Here is a 22,093-nt window from a genome sequence, read left to right on the forward strand (position 1 = left end):
GTTTACCCCGGCGTAACAGCGCGTGCCAGGGTACCGGCATGAGCGGGATTCGGCTTTTCGGGCAGTTGTTCCCGACCTGCCGGATGGAGGCAATCATTCCGGAAGAAAAATCTTCAGGTTTTTGATCTCCTTCGATTGGTCCTGGGCCGTGTTGGCATCTCTCCTGGTTCCGGGGTATTTTGCTTCATAGCATTGACGTTCCTTGTCCATTGCCGTCGTGATCGCGAGTTTGATGGAATTTCCGCTCGTGTACTCTTCTTCGTCTATACTGTTGTGCTGCAGGATCAGGCTGATTTTGTTCTTGTGCTCATCCGTGAAAGACCATTTCCACGCGATGTAGCCCCCAAAAGCATCCCCCCTGTACTCGCTGGCTTTTCCAAACTTGCCCTTGAAAAGCTCCAGCAGCTCATTGAAGAATTCTTTGTCATCGCGCAGGTATTTCAATTTGATTTTGAAAACTGTGCCGGGGCTGGTGCAGTTTCCATAATAAATATATCCGCTCTTGTAGCCGTCCATGGGCTTCATTTGAACTTCCGAGATATATTTCATATGGCGGACCGGAATCCTCGTGTCTTCTTGAATCAAATCCCTGTACTGCTCGAGGGGGGCTCCCAGGCGAATGCCGGCAATCTCACGGGGTGCACCGGCATGGGCGAGACCTTGAAGAGCCAGAACCATCAGGGCGACAAGGAATATCGCAGCCTTTTTCATGGGAAACTCCTTACTTTGCAAGGGTTCATACGGTAGAGAGTCGTGCCGATTGGATCATTTATAACACAGATGGATCCTCAGGGGATCTGCAATGGGCTGCAGGGCCATGCCATGAAGTGGCTTTTGACAGCAGCGAAAAAGGAATATATCGGTTTTCTCCACTCGGATAGACGCCTTCCAGGTATCATCGCATGAATTCGAGAATGGAGAAAAGCATTTGACGATAGAGACGATAGCAGAGAATTGGGGCTTCACTGGTGGGGATATACCGTCAGGCGGATCACTCCATTCGTGCATCAGAACCACAGGAAAAATCCGTTGGCCATGTATATCAGGCCAAGCACGCTCACACTCAGGCATGAGAGCCAGAGGACTCTCCTCCTGAGGAGAGCGCTGACGACGGCTATGAATATCGCCACCTGGAGGAAAATTACGGCCAGAATCAAATTTCTGTTGTGCTTCCGGGAAGCTTCCACCTCCTTGAGGATGAGCTGCTTTTCCTCCTCTATCTTGTCCTGCTCCTTTTTGAAGCGGTTGACTGCCTCGTCATAGTCGCGGACCTTCCCTTCAATGTACTTTTGCGCAGATGGGCCGGCATTTCCCAGCATTTTTTTCAATTCAAAAACATCCATCTGGAGTTGAAAACTGTGATCGCGAACATTCTTGGCAAAAAAATCAGCGCTTCTGGAGATGGTGGAAGCTTTTTCTTCCTCGACCGTCGCCAGGGACGAGGCGATCTTGAAAGTGGTCAACGTCGTGCAAAGAACAAGAACGACCGTGATCAAAGCAGCTCTGACAATCCATTTTTCATTTTCAAATTCAGGCACGGACCCTCCACATGTGTTGTATGAATGCGCGGGTAATATAATCGAAGAGGAAAATCACCTGCAAGTGCTGTTTTGCAGGCGTTGGGACGGAGCGATAGGCTGACCATGGGGGGCGGCAATACCCGTACCGCCCATGAGCTGACCCTTCGCTTCCGAAGCCGTTAATGCTATGTTGTCAGAGTTTCTGCCCTGTGTGAGCTCAGATCTTTAAAACTGCAGACGATCTTAAGGCGTTACGGTCATGCCCCCGTATTTTCTGTCTTTTCATCCAGCCATCCGGATGGAAGAAAACCTGCCCCTGTTTGAGCCCATTGACGTGGCTCCCGTCCAGCGTCTCATCCAGGAGGCTGTCGGAGTCATCCTCCCCGGCTATATTTCTCCGTGGCGTTACCGTGAGATCACGCGTTGGGCCTGCGACTGGTTCCCCAGGTTGGAAACGCGTTTTACCTGCGTGGGAAAAGTCGCGCAAATACGACTCTTCCGGGAGCTGGATGTGCGTCACCCCGAAAGTCGGTTGTTCGACTCGACGCCGGAGCTTTTGGCTTTTTTCAGGCAATGGGGCTCACCCTGGGGATATCCCCTGGTTCTCAAGGGCGACAGGGGGGGAGGCGGAAGCACCGTCTTCCCCATCTATTCCCCGGCTGACATCTCCCGGCACTGTGCCCATCTTTCTCCCCATGAACCGGCTTTGCTGCAGCAGTGGATCGTTCACGGGGGGCGGGACCTCCGTGTGGTAATTTACGGAGACTTTGCCGTCAGCTACTTCCGCATGGGTGATGGCCGTTTCTACAACAATGTCTGCCGGGGAGGGCGTCTGGACCATGAGGCCTATCCGGAGGACCAGCAGCGCGGCATTGAGGCAGTGCAGAATTTTTGCCAACGCAGTAAAATTGATATTGCAGGCTTCGACCTCATGTTCCCTGATGATGGTCCTCCCGTATTCGTTGAGATCAATTTTCATTTCGGCCGAAAAGGACTGGGGGGATCCGCCGGTCACTACCGGTATGTGAGACGGGCTGTGGACCATTGGATAGCGCACCGCCTGTCGAAGTGCGGGGAGGCCCGCATTACAACGTGAAAGGATTTGTACACATCCTTTGCCGAAATAAAAGTAAAATCATTTGATGACAAGGTTTTGCCTGTTAATCATTGGAGAAGCGTATGAAACTTGATCACCAAGAAAAATCCCGGCCCGGGAGAGAAACCCGCCTGCCTGCAAAAGAGGGGGAGACACAGAAGTCTCCCTGGACGGACTACCGCTCGGATTGTTGATCCGGCTTTCAGGACGTAAGTTTACGTCTCAGGTTCATGCGCCCCGGCGACAGTTTTCAAATGCTCTGCACGCAGGAGCAACAGGGCAAGTTCGAGAGAGTCGCAGCTCACAACGGAGGGGCTGCCCAAGTGGAAAGAGTTTTGGAGGACGGTGTCCTCATCCGCGTCTCCAGAGTGGCCGAAAGCCTTTGACCGTTGCGCAAGCCGCACCGCTGCCGCATTAAATCACTGGAATGAATACCGATGCTGCCTTCCAATCCAAAGAGAGCCATCCTCCTGGTGGCTTTTGGGACGAGTGAACCGCGAGGACGAAACACCTATCATTTCATTGAAGAGAGAGTAAGGAAAGCCTTTCCAAGCGCGGATATCCGCTGGGCATTCACATCCAGGACCATCAGGAGAAAGCTGTGGCGGGAGGGAAACACGGCCGATTCTCCCGAAACGGCCCTGGCGTGTATGATGGATGAAGGCATTGAGGAGGTGGCGATCCTCTCGCTGCACGTGATCCCCGGTGAGGAATTCCATCATCTGACGCGCAATGCCCATCTCTTTGCCGAGATGAGCGGAGGATTTCGGCGTGTCGGCATCGCTCGTCCTCTCCTTTCCTCCCAGGAAGACCTGGCGCGAGTGGCCCGAGGGTTGCTCAACACCATTCCCGGAGACCGAAGACCTGAAGACGCCGTCATCTTCATGGGGCATGGGAGCAAAAAACACCCGGCAGACGCCCTCTACGCGGCCATGAATTATCTCCTGCAGAATGTGGCCCCTGCTGTGCATGTGGCGACAGTCGACGGGTACCCATCCCTTCATGACGTTTTGCCCCGGCTCGCCACGAAGGGCAGCCGAAAGGTGTACTTGATGCCCTTCATGGTGGTTGCGGGCGTGCACGCTGTCGACGATATGGCCGGAGACGGGCCGGACAGCTGGAAGTCCATCCTCCAGAGGGAGGGGTACACGTGCGAAGTATCCCTTACGGGAATTGCCGAATTCCCTGAAATCGTCGAGGTCTGGGTAGACCATCTACGAGAAGTTCTTGAGGCCAGGGAACAGTAATTTGTGAGGCAGTGCGACGGGATCTCTCCGTCTCATTCAGCGTTCCTCCGTATGGGGGCGGGAATTTCATGACTGCACGGCATCCCGCAGGAGCATTTCCCGCACACATCCACCAGGGGTAAGTCGCTGAAATGTGCGTCATTGCGCAGGCACTGTTCATAGCACGCGTGTCGGTCGAAGCGGTTTTCGTGGAGGGCTCCGTAACTGCACCTGGCGACACAGGTAAGGCACTTCCGGCCAGCCTTGGTCAGGCACCATTCTTCATGGGGGCGGGGGGTAGGCGGCAGGGGCATGCTGGTGACGAGACTGCCCAGTCTTCCACAGCAGCCCGCCCGGGTGATGAGCAGGTGGTTGATCCCGAAAGTTCCCAGGCCGGCAATGTAGGCGACATGCTTGTGAGACCATCCGCTGACGAGCCTCTGGGTGTCGAAATTGTGAGTGGCGGGGGTGATGGATGCCTGGTGGCCTGCTTGTTCCAGGCAGGCTTTCAAACGAATGTTGACGGACTCGATGAGGCGGTTGGTCGTCACATAGGCTTCGGCCCAGGAACGGGCGGCAAAAGGGGTGGCTTCGGCGTTCTCGCGTCCGACGCGCTTCTGAAAAGGCAGAAAGAAAACAACAACAGAGCCGGCCCCGGGAAGAATGTCCCGTGGCATGGAGTGCTCCGGGCTTGCCACCTCTTTGAGCCTCGGGAAAAGGGGATCTTCGGCTCGGGCAACAGCCAGAAGGGGTTCCTCCCAGTAGTTGTCATCGGAATGCTGCTCACGCCATTGCCGGATTGCCTCCCGTGCTTCGTTTTGAAGGACCCTGGTGAAGCCGTCGGTCCTCGGTGTTTCAGTGGGGGACATTTTTTCTCCTTGAGTCAGGTTCAGTGAAAATCCAGAGGATTCATCCTATCTTTCCTGTGGAACCGGGTCAATATGCCGCCTTTGAAATTCTGCCCGGCATTTCGATCCGACGGTGAATCCTTGAAGATAGTCTGAGATGAACGGCAAGGCCTCGGTGGAAGCAGGGCAAGGAATGGGCCTGTCGGGGCTGTGGAAATCCTGAACGGCGCGATAGACATAAAAGATGGTTGTCATGCCGGTGGGGTGCGGATATGCTCCCATGTCGAATGGAAACATCCGGCAAGGGCGATTGATCGAAATCTTGGATCTGAAAAGGGGAGTTTGGGTTGCACTCGGAAACGCTCGATACACCATCCCATGACACTTCCGGGGCGCTGGAAAAAAAGGCCAGGAAGTGGGACCGATATGTCACTCTTTCCATTGTCTTGCTTCTGCTCGTACCGCTTCCCTTTGTGCGTTTTGAGTCCTGGCCGCACGGTTCCATCGTTTTTGAGAGAATCATCATGCCCTGGAGCCGATTCCAGCTTTGCTACGTGGATTATGCCCATGACGCTCCCGTCGTGGAGCAGTACTTCTTTACCTGGAAGGGGGAGCTTCTGCCGAAAAACGTCTCTCTGCCCCTGCTTGCACGAAGTCATGCGGTGGAGCCACCCATTCTCAAGTGGCAGGACAACCCGGATATTGTGTTGAAGGATATTTTTTCCAAGGGAGATTTTCTCCATATCAAGACGTTCTGGCGTCCCCTGTTGCTATGGCCCTTTGCGATGGGATTGGAAATCCGCGGACGCCGCTGACACGACGCAGCGTCTGGAGAAACTTGGAATCATGTACCAGATGGCCTTTCAGGAAGTATGCTGCTGCAACCCTTTTTTCAAAACTTTCGAGGGATCCAACAATGAAGCCAAAAAGGAAGTGGAATACAACGGCAGGGAGCTGGCTTATCTCACTCCTGGTCTTGACGATCGGCCTGCCGTTTCCGTGGGAAGGCGGGGCCATGGCACGTGAGACCTCACGAACGAGTGTGCGTTACGCTCAGGAAGCGAGCGGTGGCGAAATCTTTGGGCAGGAGATGCTCGCGGAGGAGCTCCTGGGAGATATCGACATTCCGGTCTCCAAGCCCACCAGGGATTTCGTGGATCAACTCTACCGCCGCCATCGATCCGAGTTTACCCGCCTCGTCCAGGATAACCCCCAACTGGTCTGGGATGCCCTGGATATCGTACTGGATGCACTGCCGGCCCTGAGGGCCGTGCCCAAAAATGGGGGGCAGCTTTACCTGGATCGCAACATCTATGCCCGGGCGTCGGATCTGGTGGACCGCTGCGAGGGTTTATCGACACCGGAACTGGCAAGGGACCTCAAAAAATTGAAGCTCTTGGTGGAGATGAAAATCAAGAGTGCGGATTCCGACAGAGTCAGGATCGATCTGCAAGAATGAGTTACTGCGCTGCCGATGGGGGCTGCTGTCAGGCGCCAGGCCGGCCGTCAGATGTCCACGACCAAGGCGTAGATTACCGGACGACGGTAGAGTACCCGGTTGAAAAAGCGCTTCAGCTCCCTTTGGATTTCCCCCTGGAGCAGGCTGCAATCCACTTCGAAATCCTGTTCCAGCAAACGGTCCAGGATTTCAAAGACGACGCATTTGGCGCTGTCGAGAATTTCGGGTTTCGTTTCTTCCTGGATGAATCCCTTGCTTAAAATATCCGGACCGCTGAGAATCTCCTTGGTCTCCTTGTCGATCACCAATGACACGATGACGAGACCGTCCTCCGAGAGATGACGGCGATCTCGCAGGACGAGCCCTTCCACATCCCCCACGCCCTTGCCATCCACCAGGACTCTTCCCGTCGCCACACGCGCCCCCAGGCGGGCCCCCTCGGGGCTGAAGAGCAGCGTGGCTCCATCTTCTGCCAGGAGGCAGTTTTCCTGGGACATTCCCATATCGATGGCCAGCTGCCGATGCTTTACCAAGTGCCTGTATTCACCGTGAACCGGAATGAAGAAACGAGGTTTTATCAGTGAGATCATGGCCTTCAGTTCTTCGCGGTAGGCGTGTCCCGACACATGGATATCCCTGACCTGTTCATGGATGACTTCTGCGCCGTGGCGGTAGAGATGATTGATGATGTTCTGTATGGTGCGTTCGTTACCAGGGATGAACTTGGAGGAAAAGACAATAGTATCCCCCTCCTGGACCTTCAGCTTCTTGTGATCGTCGAAAGCCATGCGGGTGAGTGCGCTCATGGGCTCCCCCTGGCTTCCCGTGGTGAGCATCAGGACTTCCGCATCGGGTAACCTCGCCAAGTCCTGCAGCGTGAGCTCCTCCTCCGGGGGAAAATCCAGGTAACCCAGTTCTCTCCCGATGCGGACATTGATGACCATGGACCGCCCATTGAGAAGCACTTTCCGCTTGAATTGCCGTGCCAGCCATATGACCTGCTGGATGCGATGCAGATTGCTGGCAAATACAGCCACAATGATGCGTCCGGAGCATTCCTGAAAAATGCTGCGCAAGGTTTGTCCGACGTCCTTCTCTGAAAGAGTGTATCCCGGCCGCTCCACGTTGGTGGAGTCCGAGAAGAGAGCCAAAACCCCCTTTTCGCCGTATGCTCCAAAACGCGCCACATCAAACCGCCGAGCGTCAATGGGAGTAGTGTCGATTTTGAAGTCCCCCGAATGCACCAATACGCCCACAGGGGTGCGAATGGCCAGCCCGACTCCGTCTGGAATGCTGTGGCATACTCTGATGAATTCGACTCCGAACGGACCGATGGAGACCTCTTCACCCGGGAGAACCTGAATGAGCTCCGACCGCGACAGGAGTCCGTGCTCCTTCAGCTTTTCCCGGATGAGGGCCAGGGTCAGGGGAGTCGCATAGATGGGAAGCTGAAATTCTCTCAAGAGAAAGGGAATGGCGCCGATATGATCTTCATGTCCGTGTGTGACGACAAGGGCACGGACGCGCTGTCGGTTCTGCTGGAGGTAAGAGAAGTCCGGAATCACGATATCGATGCCCAGCATGTCGTCTTCGGGAAACATGAGGCCGGCATCGATGAGGAAGATCGTCTCGCCGTATTCGACGACCATCATGTTGAGCCCAATTTCTCCGAGCCCACCCAGGGGAATGACTTTGAGGGGTTGCAATGGTTCTGAATGATTAGTCATGATTGACGAGCAGATCCTTTCGTGACAATGGAAAAACAAAGATGCTCAAACAGATGAATGATCTGGAAGCAATCCGCCCTCGCGCTCCGTCAGGTGTGCGCGGATGGCTTGCCTCACAGCCTGGACGAGGTCCTCCCGGTCTTTGGATGTCAGCCCCGCCGTAGGGATAGGGGCGCCGATCGTCAATTGAATCACTCCGGGGTGGATTTTCCAGCCGCCATGCTTGGGGAGGATGCGGTAGGAACCGCTGATACTGATGGGAACGATGGGCTGCTGGGACTTGAGGGCAAGGACAAACCCGCCCATCCTGAAATCCTGGAGGACGCCGTCCGGACTGCGGGTCCCTTCGGGAAAGATGACGATGGATGCCCCATTCCGCACGATGAGTGCAGCGCGATTGAGGCTTGCAAATGCCTTGCGGCGGTCGCTGCGATCGATGGGAATATAACCGTTGGCAGTCATGGCTATCCCTAGAATCGGGATCTTGAAGAGCTCTTCCTTGGCCAGCCAACGGAACTCTACCGGGAGCTTTGCCAGGATGGCGAAAATATCGAACCAGCTCTGGTGATTGGCTGCATAGATGCAAGGCTTTGTGGGATCGATGTTCTCCAGGCCCTTTACCTCAACCCGCACCCCGGCAGCCCAGAGATGCACCTTTCCCCAGAGTCTGCTGCAGGCATGCGGTGCGGCGTGCTTTCGTGTTGTGTAAAAAAGGATTACGGCTGACGCTCCCAAAAGGATGGTGGACCAAACGATGGTGAAGTAAAAAAAAACAGAGCGCAGCGTCTTCATGGACTTCCTCTCTGGCCCGTTGAATCAACAAAAGACGATATGGATTAAGTATAAAAAACAAATGGTTGTATTATTCTGTCCGTGCTGGGAATGTAAACTGTTTCGCAAATCGAGTCAACCGGGCATTTTCCCGCAGTGGTACTTTTCACCGTTTTCAGCGTATGTATCCCGGCTCGAGACAATGCTCGGACAGTCGGACTGGCCGTCCTCATTAAGGCTTGTTCCGGGTTCGCTGCCTGTGCTATACGTTTTTTTAAGTTATAAAAATCATTTCCAGAATCCAAATTTTTATCCCTCTGTAAAGGATAAGGACATGGCGAAAGGTACAGTCAACAAGGTCATTTTGGTAGGCAGGCTGGGTGCCGATCCGGACATCCGTTACAGCGCCAGCGGAACCGCTGTGGCGAAATTCAATGTGGCAACCAACGACTACGATCCCTCTTCCGAGACCAAGGAGCGTACGGAATGGCACCGCGTGGTGGCCTTCGGAAAGACAGCGGAAATAGCCGGCAACTACCTCAGCAAGGGACGACAGGTCTATATCGAAGGATCTCTCCGGACGCAGCAGTGGGAAGATGCTCAGGGCGTCAAGCGGTATACTACAGAGATCATCGCACGGGAAATGCAGCTTCTGGGAGGGGCAGGAGGGGCAGGCGAGGAAACTGCGCCTCAGGGGCAGGGCGGTGCAGCCTATGGCAAGACTGGTGGTGAAGGAGCCTATTCCGGGCACGCCGGCGGCGAAGAGCTACCTCCCCCTTCGGGAGTGAAAGAGGACGATATTCCCTTTTAGTACAGGCTGGCGACAGTTTCCATCCCATGGAACAGTGCACTTCCCGCCTTGAAGTGGGCAGGGGGGTGTTGACGTTACGATGCATCCCCCTGAAGTCCCCCTTCGCAGGGGGACTTCAGGATTCAGGCAGGAAACAGCTATTCATCCTGCCGATGTATATCCGTCGTTTGTAGATGTAGTAGGGTGCGTTTTACGTACCATTCTTGACAGAAAAGTTTCTGAAGTAAGGATGGTGCATAAAATGCATCCTATCCTCACTTCTGTTCAATCTTTTCCTTGTTTTCCCCGGATTCATCCACCGCTTCCGCCGTGGCCTTCTTGAAATTACGAATGCCCTTGCCCAGGCCTGCTCCGATTTCAGGGAGCTTCCCCGCCCCAAAGATGATGAGGATAATGACAAGAATGATAATCAATTCGGGCATACCGATTCCACCGATCATAAGTGCTCCTTGATGAGAAAATGGAGTGCTATTGTTTCATGAGCTCCTCGGCTTCTTCGAGGAGCTGGAGGAATTCTTTGGATTGTCTGTACTGGTCCAGCCATTGTTGATGCTCCAACCAGCTTCCCCACACTTCCATCCAAGCCTCATTGTGCCAGTAATACCGGGGAGCAGACCCTTTGCCGTTGATCCGCTCTTTGTACTCCTCGTACTCCTCGTGGCAATTTCTGCAAAAGGGATAGGGGGTGGCGAACTTCTGAGGATCGTTCCAGTCCGATTCGATCTGAGCTCCACACTTGGCGCATTTCATCATGCACCGGGTACACTGAAAGATCTTTTTCAATGCCTCGATCTTGCGCTGGCGGAGACCGGAGTCTTTCACCGACCTCAAATTCTGCGCTCTTCTTCCAAACTCGATGATTTCAGCCATGGCGTAACCCTATCTATTTTTTAATACTTTTCAAGAGGTTAGTCGAGTCTTTAACATTTGTGGACCCATGAGTCAATGTGCAAGAATCGATATCCAACCCATCCATCCGATCAGACAGGTTAAAAATTTGTTGCACATAGTCGACGCAAAACTGCCGGCTCTTGCGCTCCCCCTTTTTCTTAAGGAAAAGGATGGGGTCGTGAAGCATTTTCTTGACAATGGCTTGAGTGAGTGTTTCGAGTGCCAGGCGCTCTTTTTCACCGAGATGTGTGAAGCGGGAAAGGGTCTTCTGGAGCTCCGATCTGCGAATGGTCTCCGCCTTTTCACGCAGGGCTATAATGGTGGGCACGACATCCAGAGTTCCCAGCCACTCCTGAAAGCGCAGCGTTTCTTCTGCAATGATGTGCTCGGCGCGCTCTGCTTCTCTTTTGCGTTCCTCCCGATTGAGCTCGATGACGCCCTGGAGATCGTCAATGTCGTAAAGGTACACGTTGTCTATTTCATTGACCCGCGGCTCCACGTCGCGTGGCACGGCAATGTCGATGAAAAAAAGAGGCCTGTTGCGGCGCTGGCGCATCCTGGATTTGATGTCCTGATACTTCAGAATGGGCTCGGGGGAGCCCGTGGAAGTCAAAACGATGTCCATTTCCTTCAGGACATCGTGGATATGATCAAAACGGATGGTTTCCGCTTTGAATCTTTGGGCCAGTTGGACCGCTCTCTCCAATGTCCGGTTGGCCACGGCCATGTTGCGGACCCCCTGGGCCAGGAGATGCTCTGCGGCAAGTTCGGCCATCTCTCCCGCCCCTATGAGGAGCACCTTCTTGTCGTCCAGTTCACCAAAGATTTTTCTTGCCAGCTCCACGGCGGCATAACTGATGGAGACCGCACAGGAGCCGATACAGGTCTCGGAGCGCACCCGCTTGGCCACAGAAAAGGTTTTATGAAGGAGTCGATTGAGGATGACCTTTACCGTTCGGCATTCAGTAGCATCCCGATAAGCGGTTTTGAGCTGTCCCAGGATCTGGGGTTCACCAACCACCATGGAGTCAAGGCTGGCGGCTACTCGAAACAGGTGAGTGACTGCTTCCAGGTTCTGGTAGACATAAAAATAGGATTCCACGTGAGACGTTACAGGACTCCCCAGGTGGGCCTTCAGCAGCGCGGTGACTTGCTGAATCGCCTCGTGCACCTGGGTGCAGGTGAACAAAAATTCCACGCGGTTACAGGTCGAAAGGAAAAGGAGCTCGTCAACGTATTCCAGGTGCGGCAGCATCCGCAGTGGTTCGAGCTCTTGCTTGCACGCTGCCGCCAGCTGCTCCCGTATGGCCACGGGAGCTGTTTTATGGTTCATGCCCAGGAGGATAATATGACACATCGCAAATGTTACCTGATAAATGTCGTGTGGTGTCCCTTCAAAAACAAATTGACACCCAAAAAGGTGATGAGGACAGCCAGAAAGCCCAAAATGGCCATCCAGGCAGCTTTCCGCCCACGCCAGCCCACGGTCAGCCGTTCGTGCAATGAAACGGCATAGATGATCCAGGTGATCAGCGCAAAAATCTCCTTGGGATCCCAACTCCACGGAGATCTCCACACCGTACTGGAGCTGGCGTAAGCGAAGCCGGTGATCAAACCTGCGGTCATCAGGGGGAAGCCTGTCGTCAGGCAATAATAGTTGATCTTGTCCAAACGCTCAAGAGAGGGGAGGCGTTCATACAGATAACCGAAATTTTTCCGTTTGATCTGGCGCTCCTGCAGCAGATACATGACACCAGCGCTGAACGCCAGCGCAAACAATGCGTTGGCAAAAAAAAGAGTCGTTACATGGAAAATCACCCAGCCGCTCTGGAATATCCCGCCTTTGGGGATGATGTGCGCCGGCAGAAGGCTGGAGAGAAACATGAAGAGAACCGCGAGGGGAGCGACGAAGGACCCCAGAATGCGCAGTTGCAGCCGTATCTGGATGACAAGATAGGTGGTCACCAGCATCAAAGCAAAGAAGGAGAGGGCCTCCTGGCTTGAAGTCACCGCCAGCTGGTGGAGCTCCATGGAACGAAGCAGGATGGCGGCGGCATGAAAGAGTGCACCGCCCAGTAAGATCCCCCACGAAGCCCAATGGATCGGAGTCCAGTCTCTCAACAGATAGATCAGGTATCCGACCGTTCCGATGCAGTAGCAGAGGGTAGCGATGACGAGGAAAACAGATTCCATGATTCATCCCAAAATTGATTCAATGCTTCCCAACTGATGCAGGACTTGCAGATGGGGTGAATGGTTCGGATGGCCGGTTCCTTTTGGTTGTTTTGTATCCATACCGTCAGGGGCAGTTGTGAAATTTTCTGAAAGATGGCCTGATTCTCGGCAGTGTCCATGCCGCACGCCTGGACAGCCTTTCGCACCAGCCCCATGAAATGAAGCAGAATCGCCCATTCTCGCCCGAACTGGGCTTCGATCCCCTCTCGGATGCGGCGCGCCAGTGCAGGGCTCAAACCTCCTGTTCCGATAGCGATGGTGAGGGGGCCCTGTTGAAAGATGGAGGGCACCATGCACGATCCCTCATCGGGGTCGGTGGCCATATTGCACCAAATCTTCCTCATGCGGGCATCTGCTGCGATCCGGCGATTCAAAGCCCTGTCGCTGGTAGCTGCAAACACGAGATCCACTCCCTGCAGGGCTTGTATGCTGTACTCTGCCCCAAGCAAACGAATATGAGCCTTCTCGCACTGCTCCTGCACCCAGGGGGTACGCCCCTGGGATACCAGATGCACTGTCGCGCCAAAGCGGAGTAATCCTTTGATCTTACGCTCTCCGACGGAGCCTCCCCCCACCACGAGGCAAACCCTCTCCTCCAGCGAGACGAACAATGGATAATACATGGGCTGCATGCGGCTCAATCGACCTTTCGATCCATGGTCATGGTGGCTGTCCTGCTCCTGCTGGTCTCGCGAAGCGCTCAAAGGATTCCTGGCTGGCTCCATGCGGCAGGCAGTACTACTACAACGAGAGTTCTTGCGTAGGGTGGGCTTTGCCCACCATCCTGCGCCGAAAGCATTGGTTGGTGGGCAAAGCCCACCCTACGCGGGAGAGCAATGTCTTGTTGTCTTAATAGAGCCTGCCCGCTAAACTCCGAAAAGTAGCTGTTTTTAACATGAATGAGACTGTGAAACAAGGAGAGGGAATGGGATGGAACAGGTGCCGCGGGACCTCGGCCCGAGAATGGCGACCATCGCACTTGACATCCATTTTGGGGCTTGAGCAGCAAAGATCGTTTAGAAGGGGAAAAGGTCACACGCGGCGGCAGAGCACATAATCTGCTATGTCCGTCAGGACTGTCTTTGTGGGATGTGGAGGAAACACCTGCAGGGCCTCTTTAGCCATCTGAACATGATCCATGGCCGATTGGATCGTGTAGTCGATTCCTCCCGCGCGGTGTACTATCTCTCTGACCAGTCCGAAGTCCTCCTGGGAGATATGCTCTGCGCAGAAGATCTCTCGGAGTCGCTTTTTATCGGATGGAGTGGCCGTCTTCATGGTATGGATGAGGGGAAGGGTTGCTTTGCCTTCCTGGATGTCGTTGCCGACCGGTTTGCCCAGTTCCTTGACGTCTCCCGTGTAGTCCAGGGTGTCGTCGATGAGCTGAAAAGCGATGCCCAGATAGTATCCGTAGGCCCGCAGCGCCTCCTCCTGTTCAGGAGTCCCTCCACCGAAGATGGCGCCCGCCTGGCAGGCTGCGCTGATGAGGACCGCCGTCTTCCGTGTGATGACTTTGAGGTATTCCTCTTCGCCTATTTCGAGATTGTCGGAATGAACCAACTGGAGCACCTCGCCTTCAGCCATTTGGGTGGTAGCTGATGAGAGGACCTCGAGAATGCGAACGCTTCCATATCCGACAGTCATTAAGATCGATTTGGAATACAGAAAATCACCCACCAAAACCACACTGGGATTTCCCCAGATCGTATTGGCAGCGGGTTGATTTCGACGAAATTCAGCATGATCCACCACGTCGTCATGCAACAGGGATGATGCGTGAAGGAGCTCGAAAACGACTGCCAGCGGTACGTCGTGGTTGTCGGCATAACCGCAAAGGCGGGCGGAAAGGATCATGAGCAGGGGACGCAGTCGCTTGCCGCCGCTTCCCATGATGTGACGGGCGACAACGGATATGAGCGGCACGCTGGAAGCGAGGTTGCGATGGATTTCTTCCTCGATGCGCAGCAAGTCAGGGCGAATCTGAGCGTAAATCCGCTGCTTGATGTCTTCAGAGTCGGGTGAAACAGTACCGGGCAGAACGAAAGAGTCCACTATATTATGTGCCTGCTTGATCCATATATCGACTGTTGGTGGTTCAGTATCTGATTCAGATGAAGCTGTAACCCCCGCCCCCAAGGCCAAAATCGCCCTGTAAAAGCCACTTCATAACGAATATTTTGCCATATGTCAAAGCGTTTTAGTCTCTGGAAGGACTCCGGAAGGCATGCGGGGGAGTGGGTCCAATTCCACATTCCTTCGGTTTCTTCGTACTACAACGAGAGTTGCCGCATAGGGTGGGCTTGCCCACCATTCTGCGCCGAAAGCATTGGTTGGTGGGCAAAGCCCACTCTACGCGGGAGAGCAATGTCTCGTTGTCGTATTAGCGTTCATTGGAGACGCTCTGCCCCGACCAAAAAAACGCTCTGGGCACTTCGCTCCGCACAGGGAATCATCCAGAGAACGGTAGTATTTCAGCCTCGAGGTCGTAATCATGGGCCACGGTGATTCTTGCAGGGACAATCTCTCCCGGTTCAGCCTCGCCCGCGGTGATGATGACGGACCCATCCACTTCGGGAGCTTGTACGGCCAGGCGACCTGACAACAGGAGATTGGTTTCCGGATGAAACCCTTCGATGAGCATGGGCAATTCCCGATCCACGAAATTTTGCAGGCGCTGTCGAGAGATTCCTCGCTGCAACTCCAGGAGGGTGTGGCGCCTTTCTTCCTTTATGTCTTGGGGAACCTGAAACGGCATTTTAGCAGCCCTGGTCCCCGCCTCGGGAGAAAAAGCGAAGACACCCACATGGTCAAATTGGGTCTCTTCTACAAATTGCAGGAGTCGACGGAAATCCCCTGCTGATTCCCCTGGGAACCCCACCATGAGTGAAGTACGGAGGGCCAGGTTCGGGATGTGTCGGCGCATCGCGTCGATGAGCCTTTCGGCATCGACCTGGGATCCATCACGGCGCATGGCATTCAAAATTCGCGGAACACAATGCTGGAAAGGGATGTCGAGATAAGGGACAATCTTTTTCGCCTGGGCCATGGTGCGGAGGAGGTGGGGAGTGACGCGGTCGGGATAAACGTAGAGGAGACGAATCCACTCCACGCCTTCTAGGGTATCGAGTGATTCCAGGAGGGAAATGAGCTCCCCCTCATTCTTTCGATCCCATCCAAAGGCAGTGGTGTCCTGTGCGATGAGGTTGATCTCCTTCACCCCTTCTGCGGCCAGCAGAGAAGCTTCCTCTAAAGCGTCTTCTACCGTGCGGCTCCGATACGGCCCCCGCAGATGGGGGATCATGCAATAGGTGCAGTGGTTGCTGCACCCGTCGGCAATCTTCAGGTAAGCGGAAAAGGATGATGTGGAGCGCATACGCGGAGACTGAGAAGTTGCCAGGGAAAGGGGCCTGGAGATCCAGAGTTTTTTGGAATCGCCATCTCGAGAGGCCAGGAGGATCTCTCCCAGTCGATGGTAATGGGATGTGCCCAAAAAGAGATCGACCTCAGGCAGCAAAGAGAGCAATTTCTTTCCGTAGCGCTGGACCATGCACCCTGTCACCACGAGTTTCTCACAGGAAGCGGACTCCTTGAGGCGGCCCATTTCAAGTACATGCTGGATCGCTTCTTCCACAGCGCTTTCCAGGAACCCGCAGGTGTTCACGACTATGAGAGATGCCTGGGTGGGGTGTTCCGTCATCTGGTATCCATGGGCCAGAATTTGGGGGACCATGGTTTCGCTGTCCACAAGGTTCTTGGCGCAACCGAGACTCACCAGAGAAGCAAGGGGTTTGTTTTTCTTGGAGATTGTATTGGCACGATGGGTTGTCATGGGTTCCTGTCGCATGGGAGTGAATTTACGGGTTTCTTTCTAAACCGTTTGGTTTATAACACGCCTTTCGGAAATGCGGAAAGCACCTTGAAACGGAAAAACGCAAAGTTAAAATAGGATACGCGATGCTTGCCCGGAGATACCGCAAGGCGTGGTTCAGGGATTTGATTTTAGAGGACTGCATGTTTAACTTGTTCAAGTTCGGGACGAGCCTTCCTTATTCCTTCTTGAAAAATCTATGGACTGTGGAATTGCCTCGACATTGGGAGCTGTCAGTGCGCCTTGGATGGCCTGGATCATTAGAACAGATAGTGGTGTTCCATCATTACACAATATAGACTGTGGAGCGTAGGGGACGGCGGAATGAGCCGAGCTCGACGGTTTCGACTAGGAGATGAAGCGTATGGCAAAGGAGAAAGGATATCGCGGGCAATCAGGTCAAGCTGACAAAAACAGCAGGTTTTCGTTAGGACCCGTGATGTGCAAGGAAGGGAAGGGCGTTCGTAATTTTGCTTGCCAGAACTATGACATTTGCCTGGACAAGGCGGCGAAGGCGATGTGGAGCGGCTTCACATGCAGAGAATGCTGCTGCTATTGTCTGAAGGAGGAAGACAGCCTTTCTTGAAGGATGCTCTCTCCCTGGAATTGATAGAAAAAAAATAACCCGCATGTGCGGGTTATTTTTTTTCTGTCGAAATCGATTTCTTTGGATGGCCTCAGGAGCTCTACTCCGCAGGTGCTTCGGGAGGGGCGGTCGGCTGTGGAGACACCGGTGCCTTGCTCTCTGCGCCCTCTGTTGGCTTGGCTTTTTTGGGAACGGCTTTGGCATCCGACACCAGCTCGATGATGCACATGGGAGAAGCATCTCCCCTGCGAAAACCCACCTTGACGATGCGGGTGTACCCCCCCGGGCGACTCTGATATCGAGGGGCCAAATCCTCGAAAAGCTTGTACACGACGCTCTTCTCCTGGATCAGTGACAAGGCCTGGCGTTTCGCGTGGAGATCTCCCTGCTTCCCGAGAGTGATCATCCATTCAGCCCATCGCCGCAATTCCTTCGCTTTGGGGACCGTCGTGTAAATACGCTCATGCCGCAGCAGGGAAGTCACCATGTTTCGGAACATGGCCAATCGGTGACTCGTCACTCGATTCAATTTTCTACCGGAAACTCCGTGGCGCATGGCTATTCCTGTTCCTTTCTTCGTCCTTCAATTTCCTCACGGCTAGGGAAATTTTCTACTCGAATACCCAAGGAAAGACCCATCTCACTCAGGATTTCCTTGATTTCATTGAGAGATTTACGACCGAAATTCTTCGTCTTCAGCATTTCGGATTCAGACTTCTGAACGAGCTCCCCAATATACCGGATGTCCGCATTTTTGAGGCAGTTGGCCGACCGAACCGAGAGCTCGAGCTCATCCACGCTGCGGAAGAGATTTTCATTGAAAGCCGGTTCAACGCGTATCTCTTCTTCGAGCGTCTCCGCCTCTTCCTCAAAGTTGATGAAGATCGTCAGTTGATCCTTCAAGATTTTCGCAGCGTAGGCCAGAGCATCTTCAGGCCTGATGCTTCCGTCCGTCCAGATCTCCATCGTCAGCTTGTCGTAGTCAGTGATCTGACCGACGCGGGCCTGCGTGACAGCGTAACTGACTTTTCGGATGGGAGAGAAGATGGCATCGATGGGAATCGTTCCGATGGGCTGGTTCTCGTCGGCATTCCGATCGGCCGGCATGTAGCCTTTGCCCTGTTTGACAGTCAGCTCCATGCGGAGCCTGGCATCCTTGGCAAGGGTGCACACGTGCTGGTCCGGGTTGAGAACGTCCACCAGGGATGTCCCCTGGATATCCCTGGAAGCAACTTCGCCTTCGCCATCCTTCTCCAGAACGAGGACGACCGGGCCCTCTGTCTGCATCTTGAACCGAACTTCCTTCAGATTCAGAATAACATCCGTGACGTCTTCCAAAACCCCGGGGATCGTTGAAAACTCGTGTAACACGCCATCTATTTTGACACTGGTGATGGCCGAACCTTGCAGCGAGGACAAAAGCACCCTTCGAAGGGCATTCCCCAGCGTGATTCCGAAGCCTCGTTCCAAAGGCTCGCAAACAAACTTCCCGTAGGTATCTGGACGTTCATTTGTCTCAATTTCCAAGCGCTTGGGTTTAATCAGTTCGCGCCAGTTCCTTTGCATAATGTTTCCTCATCAAGAGATCTCACCAGGGGTCCCCTTTCCAGGGGGGAAAGGGAAAAACCGGATACGGAGTCAACCGCGCGGCAGAGCTCTATATCCGGCATAGGGTCGTGAGGAGCTCCTCACCTTATTTAGAATAGAATTCTACAACCAGCTGTTCTTGTACGGGGAGGTTCATCTCTTCCCGGGTTGGAATCGTTTTGAAAATGCCCTGATACTTGGCCTTATCCAACTCCAGCCAGGGAGAGAGTCCACGACGGGGGAGCGCCTCGAGTGCATCATTGATGGAAGCCATCTGACGGCTGCCTTCGGTGATGCTGACAACATCCCCCGGGCGCAGGAGGTGAGAGGGAATGTTCACCTTCTTCCCGTTGACAAGGATATGATTGTGACGAACTACTTGGCGGGCCTGGGCGCGAGAGTCGGCAAAGCCCATGCGGTAAACGGCATTGTCCAGACGACGCTCGAGGAGGATGAGGAAGTTGGTGCCGGTCACACCTTTCTGCCGATCCGCATGCTTGAAGTAGGTTTTGAATTGCTTTTCTACAAGGCCATACATGCGTTTAATCTTCTGCTTCTCACGCAACTGCAACCCGTAATCTGAAAATTTGCTACGGCCTTGTCCATGTTGTCCGGGGGGGTAGTTGCGACGCTCTACGGCGCACTTGTCCGAATAGCAACGATCGCCTTTCAAGTAGAGCTTCATGGTTTCGCGGCGGCAGAGCCGGCAGACTGAACCCGTATAGCGAGCCAAGGTTGATTCCTCCTCTTCTCCTATTGAATGAGCATGACAAACCTATAATATTCGATGGACTCCATTAAACGCGGCGCCGCTTGGGAGGGCGACAGCCGTTGTGGGGGATCGGAGTCACATCTTTGATGACCGTGATGGTGAAGCCTGTTGCCTGAAGAGCACGAAGAGCAGCTTCACGACCTGAGCCGGGACCCTTGACATACACTTCGAGGTTCTGGAGCCCATGCTCCATGGCTTTTTTTCCGGCTATCTCCGCAGCAATCTGCGCAGCAAACGGCGTGCTTTTCCGTGACCCCTTGAAGCCCTGGCTGCCGGCGCTGGACCACGAAATGGCGTTTCCGCTCATATCCGTGATGGTGACAATGGTGTTGTTGAAAGTGGAACGGATGTGAGCCACACCGTTCAAGATGTTTTTGCGCTCTTTTTTCTTGCGCGAGACGCCCTTTTCCCTTGCCATAATGCCTCCAGATTATTTCTTGCGCTTGCCCATGACGGAGCGTCGCGGTCCTTTGCGGGTGCGCGCGTTGGTGTGCGTGCGCTGGCCATGAACGGGTAACCCGCGGCGATGCCTCAAGCCCCGGTAACAGCCGAGATCCATCAATCGCTTGATATTCATGGACACTTCTGTGCGCAGATCCCCCTCGACCTTCAACTGCGAATCGATGATCTGTCGGATCGTATTGACCTGATTGTCATCCAGGTCGTCGCTCTTCGTATCCCAAGGAATGTTTGCCTGGTTGAGAATCTTCTGTGAAGTGGATCGCCCGATTCCATAGATATAGGTCAGAGCAATCTCAATCCGCTTGTTCTTGGGTAAGTCAATCCCTGCAATTCGTGCCAATGCCCGTTCCTCCCCTTACCCTTGTCTCTGCTTATGCCTGGGGTTTTCACAAATAACGCGTACTGTGCCATGACGGCGTATGATCTTGCACTTACGGCAAATACGCTTAACTGATGCTCGGACTTTCATGCCAACGACTCCCTTCTACAAGACACCGCAAAGAGGCGCTAGGATTTGGATCGATACGTGATGCGGCCTCGGTTGAGGTCATAGGGGGAGAGCTCTACCGTCACCTTGTCTCCTGGAAGAATGCGGATGAAATGCATCCGCATCTTGCCGGAGATGTGGGCCAGTATCCGATGACCGTTCGGCAACTCCACGCGAAACATGGCATTGGGAAGGGTTTCGACAACGGTGCCTTCCACTTCTATAGAGTCCTCTTTAGCCATGCCTTTCATCATCTCCTTGCAATGTGCTTTTTAGTGTTCGGAAATTTGGGAATATATCCCCTTAATTTGATCTTGTAAACAAAATCTTTACAGGTGGCTCAAGATATCAGGTCCATTGTCCGTAACCGCGACAGTATGCTCGAAATGTGCAGAAATTTTTCGGTCCACCGTCACAGCCGTCCACTTGTCCTTGAGGATCTCGACCTCGGGTCGTCCCAGATTGATCATGGGCTCGATGGCGAAAACCATTCCAGCCTTAAGTTTAACCCCGCGGCCAGGAGGACCGTAATTGGGAATCTGGGGGCTTTCATGAAGGTGCTGACCGATGCCGTGCCCCACAAATTCCCTTACCACCGAATACCCCCGGGATTCGACATAAGACTGGATGGCATGCGAAATATCAGAGAGGCGGTTTCCCACCACGACCTGACTGATGCCCGCGTGCAACGACTCTTCCGTGGCTGTGCACAGAAGCTGAGCTTCTTCGGAGATCCGGCCCACCGGAACCGTGATGGCCGAATCCCCGAAATAATTATCGAAAACCACACCGAAATCGATGCTGATGATGTCGCCTTCCTGAAGATGGCGCTTCCTGGAAGGCATGCCGTGTACAACTTCTTCATTGACCGAGGTGCACAATGCAAAGGGATACCCCTGGTATCCCTTGAAAGCGGGCCTGGCCTTATGCTTACGGGCCAGGTCCTCACTGATCTGGTTCAATTCGAATGTCGTAACACCCGGTAGAACGTGCTCTTTCAGCTTCAGCAAAACTTCCGCTACGATGAGGGATGCTTTACGTATTTTTTCTATCTCACGTTGAGAACGAAGTGTGATCAACGAAAAACCCTCTAGCCGAGAACGGCGGTAATGCGATCGAAAATCTCGGCCATGCTGCCGACGCCGTTGATGCGGCGCAACTTGCTTTGCTTCTCGTAATAATCGATGAGAGGCTTGGTCTGCTCATCATAGACCTTCAGACGTGACGAAACGGTCGCTTCATTGTCGTCATCCCTCTGGTAGAGCTCGCCGTTGCACTTGTCACAAACGCCTTCCTTCTTGGGAGGATCGAAGAGAACGTGAAAGCCGGCTCCGCAGGCACGACAGGTGCGTCGACCGGTCAGGCGACCGAGAAGCTCGCCGCTGGGAACTTCGACACAAATCACATCGTCAATCTTCTGGGACAGATCCTTGAGCATGTTGTCCAGGGCTTCGGCCTGGCTGACGTTGCGGGGGAATCCGTCGAGCATGTATCCCTTCGCGCAGTCGGGTTTCTGGATGCGCTCTTTCACGAGCCCGATGACCACGGAGTCGGGCACAAGGGCTCCCTGATCCATGTATTTCTTGGCTTCGAGCCCAAGGGGGGTACCTTCCTTCAACGCTGCGCGCAACATGTCACCTGTGGAAATCTGGGGGATACCGTACTTGTCGATGAGACGCTTTGCCTGTGTTCCCTTGCCGGCTCCCGGGGGTCCTAACAAAATAATGTTCATTTTTCCTCTCCTCCC

Annotated in this window: 27 protein-coding genes; 6 read left to right on the forward strand and 21 right to left on the reverse strand. The window is 54.0% G+C overall.

The annotated features are described in order from the left end of the window. Nucleotides 1-93: 93 nt before the first annotated feature. Entirely contained in the window at nucleotides 94-711 is a 618-nt protein-coding gene (locus tag MWC30_RS07950; protein ID WP_244083633.1) for a hypothetical protein, read from the reverse strand. Between the two features lie 296 nt (nucleotides 712-1,007). Continuing rightward, on the reverse strand, nucleotides 1,008-1,538 hold the full coding sequence (locus MWC30_RS07955; RefSeq protein ID WP_244083634.1) for a DUF4337 family protein: 531 nt from the start codon (nucleotides 1,536-1,538) through the stop codon (nucleotides 1,008-1,010). Nucleotides 1,539-1,779: 241 nt separating this feature from the next. Here MWC30_RS07955 and MWC30_RS07960 point away from each other — a divergent pair, with 241 nt between their 5' ends. Next, nucleotides 1,780-2,616: a RimK family alpha-L-glutamate ligase gene (locus MWC30_RS07960; RefSeq protein ID WP_244083635.1), complete on the forward strand. Its 837-nt coding sequence runs from the start codon at nucleotides 1,780-1,782 to the stop codon at nucleotides 2,614-2,616. A gap of 437 nt (nucleotides 2,617-3,053) precedes the next feature. Then, nucleotides 3,054-3,863: a sirohydrochlorin cobaltochelatase gene (locus MWC30_RS07965; RefSeq protein WP_244083636.1), complete on the forward strand. Its 810-nt coding sequence runs from the start codon at nucleotides 3,054-3,056 to the stop codon at nucleotides 3,861-3,863. 32 nt (nucleotides 3,864-3,895) lie between these two features. Here the strand turns inward: MWC30_RS07965 and MWC30_RS07970 are convergent, their stop codons facing one another. Beyond that, nucleotides 3,896-4,711 carry an epoxyqueuosine reductase gene (locus MWC30_RS07970; protein WP_244083637.1) on the reverse strand — a complete coding sequence of 272 codons (816 nt, stop codon included), beginning with the start codon at nucleotides 4,709-4,711 and terminating at the stop codon, nucleotides 3,896-3,898. A gap of 326 nt (nucleotides 4,712-5,037) precedes the next feature. On the opposite strand from MWC30_RS07970, the gene MWC30_RS07975 reads away from it, so the two are divergent. The 3 genes from MWC30_RS07975 to MWC30_RS07985 are packed head-to-tail and all read left to right on the forward strand — an operon-like array spanning nucleotide 5,038 to nucleotide 6,149. After that, on the forward strand, nucleotides 5,038-5,505 hold the full coding sequence (locus MWC30_RS07975) for a hypothetical protein (RefSeq protein ID WP_244083638.1): 468 nt from the start codon (nucleotides 5,038-5,040) through the stop codon (nucleotides 5,503-5,505). Nucleotides 5,506-5,536: 31 nt separating this feature from the next. Continuing rightward, nucleotides 5,537-5,716, forward strand: a complete 180-nt coding sequence (locus MWC30_RS07980; RefSeq protein WP_244083639.1) for a hypothetical protein — start codon at nucleotides 5,537-5,539, stop codon at nucleotides 5,714-5,716. Next, nucleotides 5,706-6,149 (forward strand): hypothetical protein, encoded by a 444-nt coding sequence (locus tag MWC30_RS07985; RefSeq protein ID WP_244083640.1) that lies wholly within the window; start codon nucleotides 5,706-5,708, stop codon nucleotides 6,147-6,149. The genes MWC30_RS07980 and MWC30_RS07985 overlap by 11 nt, the downstream gene beginning before the upstream one ends. Nucleotides 6,150-6,196: 47 nt before the next feature. On the opposite strand, the gene MWC30_RS07990 is transcribed toward MWC30_RS07985, so the two are convergent. Both MWC30_RS07990 and MWC30_RS07995 read right to left on the reverse strand, forming a co-directional pair. Continuing rightward, nucleotides 6,197-7,876, reverse strand: coding sequence for a ribonuclease J (locus MWC30_RS07990; protein WP_244083641.1), 1,680 nt, complete (start codon nucleotides 7,874-7,876; stop codon nucleotides 6,197-6,199). A gap of 45 nt (nucleotides 7,877-7,921) precedes the next feature. Beyond that, entirely contained in the window at nucleotides 7,922-8,668 is a 747-nt protein-coding gene (locus tag MWC30_RS07995) for a 1-acyl-sn-glycerol-3-phosphate acyltransferase (RefSeq protein ID WP_244083642.1), read from the reverse strand. A 313-nt stretch (nucleotides 8,669-8,981) separates the two neighbouring features. On the opposite strand from MWC30_RS07995, the gene MWC30_RS08000 reads away from it, so the two are divergent. After that, nucleotides 8,982-9,458 carry a single-stranded DNA-binding protein gene (locus tag MWC30_RS08000; RefSeq protein ID WP_244083643.1) on the forward strand — a complete coding sequence of 159 codons (477 nt, stop codon included), beginning with the start codon at nucleotides 8,982-8,984 and terminating at the stop codon, nucleotides 9,456-9,458. 254 nt (nucleotides 9,459-9,712) lie between these two features. Here MWC30_RS08000 and tatA read toward each other — a convergent pair whose 3' ends face one another. The 16 genes from tatA to MWC30_RS08080 all read right to left on the reverse strand — a co-directional run bounded on the left by tatA (nucleotide 9,713) and on the right by MWC30_RS08080 (nucleotide 22,078). Continuing rightward, complete coding sequence (gene tatA, locus MWC30_RS08005; RefSeq protein ID WP_244083644.1) at nucleotides 9,713-9,898, reverse strand: twin-arginine translocase TatA/TatE family subunit; 186 nt, start codon at nucleotides 9,896-9,898, stop codon at nucleotides 9,713-9,715. 28 nt (nucleotides 9,899-9,926) lie between these two features. Then, nucleotides 9,927-10,328, reverse strand: a complete 402-nt coding sequence (locus tag MWC30_RS08010) for a hypothetical protein (RefSeq protein ID WP_244083645.1) — start codon at nucleotides 10,326-10,328, stop codon at nucleotides 9,927-9,929. Nucleotides 10,329-10,341: 13 nt separating this feature from the next. Further along, a complete protein-coding gene (gene hemA / locus MWC30_RS08015) occupies nucleotides 10,342-11,706 on the reverse strand; it encodes a glutamyl-tRNA reductase (RefSeq protein WP_244083646.1) in 1,365 nt (454 codons plus the stop codon). Nucleotides 11,707-11,714: 8 nt separating this feature from the next. Further along, on the reverse strand, nucleotides 11,715-12,542 hold the full coding sequence (gene ccsB, locus MWC30_RS08020; RefSeq protein ID WP_244083647.1) for a c-type cytochrome biogenesis protein CcsB: 828 nt from the start codon (nucleotides 12,540-12,542) through the stop codon (nucleotides 11,715-11,717). Continuing rightward, the gene (locus MWC30_RS08025) at nucleotides 12,479-13,288 is read right to left on the reverse strand and encodes a bifunctional precorrin-2 dehydrogenase/sirohydrochlorin ferrochelatase (protein WP_244083648.1); all 810 of its coding nucleotides are present in this window, start codon (nucleotides 13,286-13,288) and stop codon (nucleotides 12,479-12,481) included. The genes ccsB and MWC30_RS08025 overlap by 64 nt, the downstream gene beginning before the upstream one ends. A 328-nt stretch (nucleotides 13,289-13,616) precedes the next feature. Next, the gene (locus MWC30_RS08030; protein ID WP_244083649.1) at nucleotides 13,617-14,636 is read right to left on the reverse strand and encodes a polyprenyl synthetase family protein; all 1,020 of its coding nucleotides are present in this window, start codon (nucleotides 14,634-14,636) and stop codon (nucleotides 13,617-13,619) included. 397 nt (nucleotides 14,637-15,033) lie between these two features. Continuing rightward, on the reverse strand, nucleotides 15,034-16,413 hold the full coding sequence (gene rimO, locus MWC30_RS08035; protein WP_244083650.1) for a 30S ribosomal protein S12 methylthiotransferase RimO: 1,380 nt from the start codon (nucleotides 16,411-16,413) through the stop codon (nucleotides 15,034-15,036). A gap of 725 nt (nucleotides 16,414-17,138) precedes the next feature. Further along, the gene (rplQ, locus tag MWC30_RS08040; protein ID WP_244083651.1) at nucleotides 17,139-17,594 is read right to left on the reverse strand and encodes a 50S ribosomal protein L17; all 456 of its coding nucleotides are present in this window, start codon (nucleotides 17,592-17,594) and stop codon (nucleotides 17,139-17,141) included. Between the two features lie 2 nt (nucleotides 17,595-17,596). Further along, nucleotides 17,597-18,604, reverse strand: a complete 1,008-nt coding sequence (locus MWC30_RS08045) for a DNA-directed RNA polymerase subunit alpha (protein ID WP_254006162.1) — start codon at nucleotides 18,602-18,604, stop codon at nucleotides 17,597-17,599. 127 nt (nucleotides 18,605-18,731) lie between these two features. Further along, nucleotides 18,732-19,358: a 30S ribosomal protein S4 gene (gene rpsD / locus MWC30_RS08050; protein ID WP_244083652.1), complete on the reverse strand. Its 627-nt coding sequence runs from the start codon at nucleotides 19,356-19,358 to the stop codon at nucleotides 18,732-18,734. 64 nt (nucleotides 19,359-19,422) lie between these two features. Then, the gene (rpsK, locus tag MWC30_RS08055; RefSeq protein ID WP_244083653.1) at nucleotides 19,423-19,815 is read right to left on the reverse strand and encodes a 30S ribosomal protein S11; all 393 of its coding nucleotides are present in this window, start codon (nucleotides 19,813-19,815) and stop codon (nucleotides 19,423-19,425) included. A gap of 12 nt (nucleotides 19,816-19,827) precedes the next feature. Continuing rightward, nucleotides 19,828-20,199 carry a 30S ribosomal protein S13 gene (rpsM, locus tag MWC30_RS08060; RefSeq protein ID WP_244083654.1) on the reverse strand — a complete coding sequence of 124 codons (372 nt, stop codon included), beginning with the start codon at nucleotides 20,197-20,199 and terminating at the stop codon, nucleotides 19,828-19,830. A 15-nt stretch (nucleotides 20,200-20,214) separates the two neighbouring features. After that, on the reverse strand, nucleotides 20,215-20,328 hold the full coding sequence (gene rpmJ / locus MWC30_RS08065) for a 50S ribosomal protein L36 (RefSeq protein ID WP_244083655.1): 114 nt from the start codon (nucleotides 20,326-20,328) through the stop codon (nucleotides 20,215-20,217). A gap of 38 nt (nucleotides 20,329-20,366) precedes the next feature. Further along, nucleotides 20,367-20,588 carry a translation initiation factor IF-1 gene (gene infA / locus MWC30_RS08070; protein ID WP_244083656.1) on the reverse strand — a complete coding sequence of 74 codons (222 nt, stop codon included), beginning with the start codon at nucleotides 20,586-20,588 and terminating at the stop codon, nucleotides 20,367-20,369. Between the two features lie 87 nt (nucleotides 20,589-20,675). Beyond that, entirely contained in the window at nucleotides 20,676-21,425 is a 750-nt protein-coding gene (map, locus tag MWC30_RS08075) for a type I methionyl aminopeptidase (RefSeq protein WP_244083657.1), read from the reverse strand. An 11-nt stretch (nucleotides 21,426-21,436) separates the two neighbouring features. Then, nucleotides 21,437-22,078: an adenylate kinase gene (locus MWC30_RS08080; RefSeq protein ID WP_244083658.1), complete on the reverse strand. Its 642-nt coding sequence runs from the start codon at nucleotides 22,076-22,078 to the stop codon at nucleotides 21,437-21,439. Nucleotides 22,079-22,093 lie beyond the last annotated feature (15 nt).

Origin of the sequence: Desulforhabdus sp. TSK (genome assembly GCF_022836495.1) — a bacterium.
Lineage (GTDB): Bacteria > Desulfobacterota > Syntrophobacteria > Syntrophobacterales > Syntrophobacteraceae > Desulforhabdus.

What these genes read in the sequence shown, in the direction of transcription:
- MWC30_RS07950 (WP_244083633.1), bottom strand. Translation starts at nt 711, where the DNA reads ATGAAAAAGGCTGCGATATTCCTTGTCGCCCTGATGGTTCTGGCTCTT.
- MWC30_RS07960 (WP_244083635.1), top strand. Translation starts at nt 1,780, where the DNA reads ATGCCCCCGTATTTTCTGTCTTTTCATCCAGCCATCCGGATGGAAGAA.
- MWC30_RS07965 (WP_244083636.1), top strand. Translation starts at nt 3,054, where the DNA reads ATGCTGCCTTCCAATCCAAAGAGAGCCATCCTCCTGGTGGCTTTTGGG.
- MWC30_RS07970 (WP_244083637.1), bottom strand. Translation starts at nt 4,711, where the DNA reads ATGTCCCCCACTGAAACACCGAGGACCGACGGCTTCACCAGGGTCCTT.
- MWC30_RS07980 (WP_244083639.1), top strand. Translation starts at nt 5,537, where the DNA reads ATGTACCAGATGGCCTTTCAGGAAGTATGCTGCTGCAACCCTTTTTTC.
- MWC30_RS07985 (WP_244083640.1), top strand. Translation starts at nt 5,706, where the DNA reads ATGGCACGTGAGACCTCACGAACGAGTGTGCGTTACGCTCAGGAAGCG.
- MWC30_RS07990 (WP_244083641.1), bottom strand. Translation starts at nt 7,876, where the DNA reads ATGACTAATCATTCAGAACCATTGCAACCCCTCAAAGTCATTCCCCTG.
- MWC30_RS07995 (WP_244083642.1), bottom strand. Translation starts at nt 8,668, where the DNA reads ATGAAGACGCTGCGCTCTGTTTTTTTTTACTTCACCATCGTTTGGTCC.
- MWC30_RS08000 (WP_244083643.1), top strand. Translation starts at nt 8,982, where the DNA reads ATGGCGAAAGGTACAGTCAACAAGGTCATTTTGGTAGGCAGGCTGGGT.
- tatA (WP_244083644.1), bottom strand. Translation starts at nt 9,898, where the DNA reads ATGATCGGTGGAATCGGTATGCCCGAATTGATTATCATTCTTGTCATT.
- MWC30_RS08010 (WP_244083645.1), bottom strand. Translation starts at nt 10,328, where the DNA reads ATGGCTGAAATCATCGAGTTTGGAAGAAGAGCGCAGAATTTGAGGTCG.
- hemA (WP_244083646.1), bottom strand. Translation starts at nt 11,706, where the DNA reads ATGTGTCATATTATCCTCCTGGGCATGAACCATAAAACAGCTCCCGTG.
- ccsB (WP_244083647.1), bottom strand. Translation starts at nt 12,542, where the DNA reads ATGGAATCTGTTTTCCTCGTCATCGCTACCCTCTGCTACTGCATCGGA.
- rimO (WP_244083650.1), bottom strand. Translation starts at nt 16,413, where the DNA reads ATGACAACCCATCGTGCCAATACAATCTCCAAGAAAAACAAACCCCTT.
- rplQ (WP_244083651.1), bottom strand. Translation starts at nt 17,594, where the DNA reads ATGCGCCACGGAGTTTCCGGTAGAAAATTGAATCGAGTGACGAGTCAC.
- MWC30_RS08045 (WP_254006162.1), bottom strand. Translation starts at nt 18,604, where the DNA reads ATGCAAAGGAACTGGCGCGAACTGATTAAACCCAAGCGCTTGGAAATT.
- rpsK (WP_244083653.1), bottom strand. Translation starts at nt 19,815, where the DNA reads ATGGCAAGGGAAAAGGGCGTCTCGCGCAAGAAAAAAGAGCGCAAAAAC.
- rpmJ (WP_244083655.1), bottom strand. Translation starts at nt 20,328, where the DNA reads ATGAAAGTCCGAGCATCAGTTAAGCGTATTTGCCGTAAGTGCAAGATC.
- infA (WP_244083656.1), bottom strand. Translation starts at nt 20,588, where the DNA reads ATGGCTAAAGAGGACTCTATAGAAGTGGAAGGCACCGTTGTCGAAACC.
- MWC30_RS08080 (WP_244083658.1), bottom strand. Translation starts at nt 22,078, where the DNA reads ATGAACATTATTTTGTTAGGACCCCCGGGAGCCGGCAAGGGAACACAG.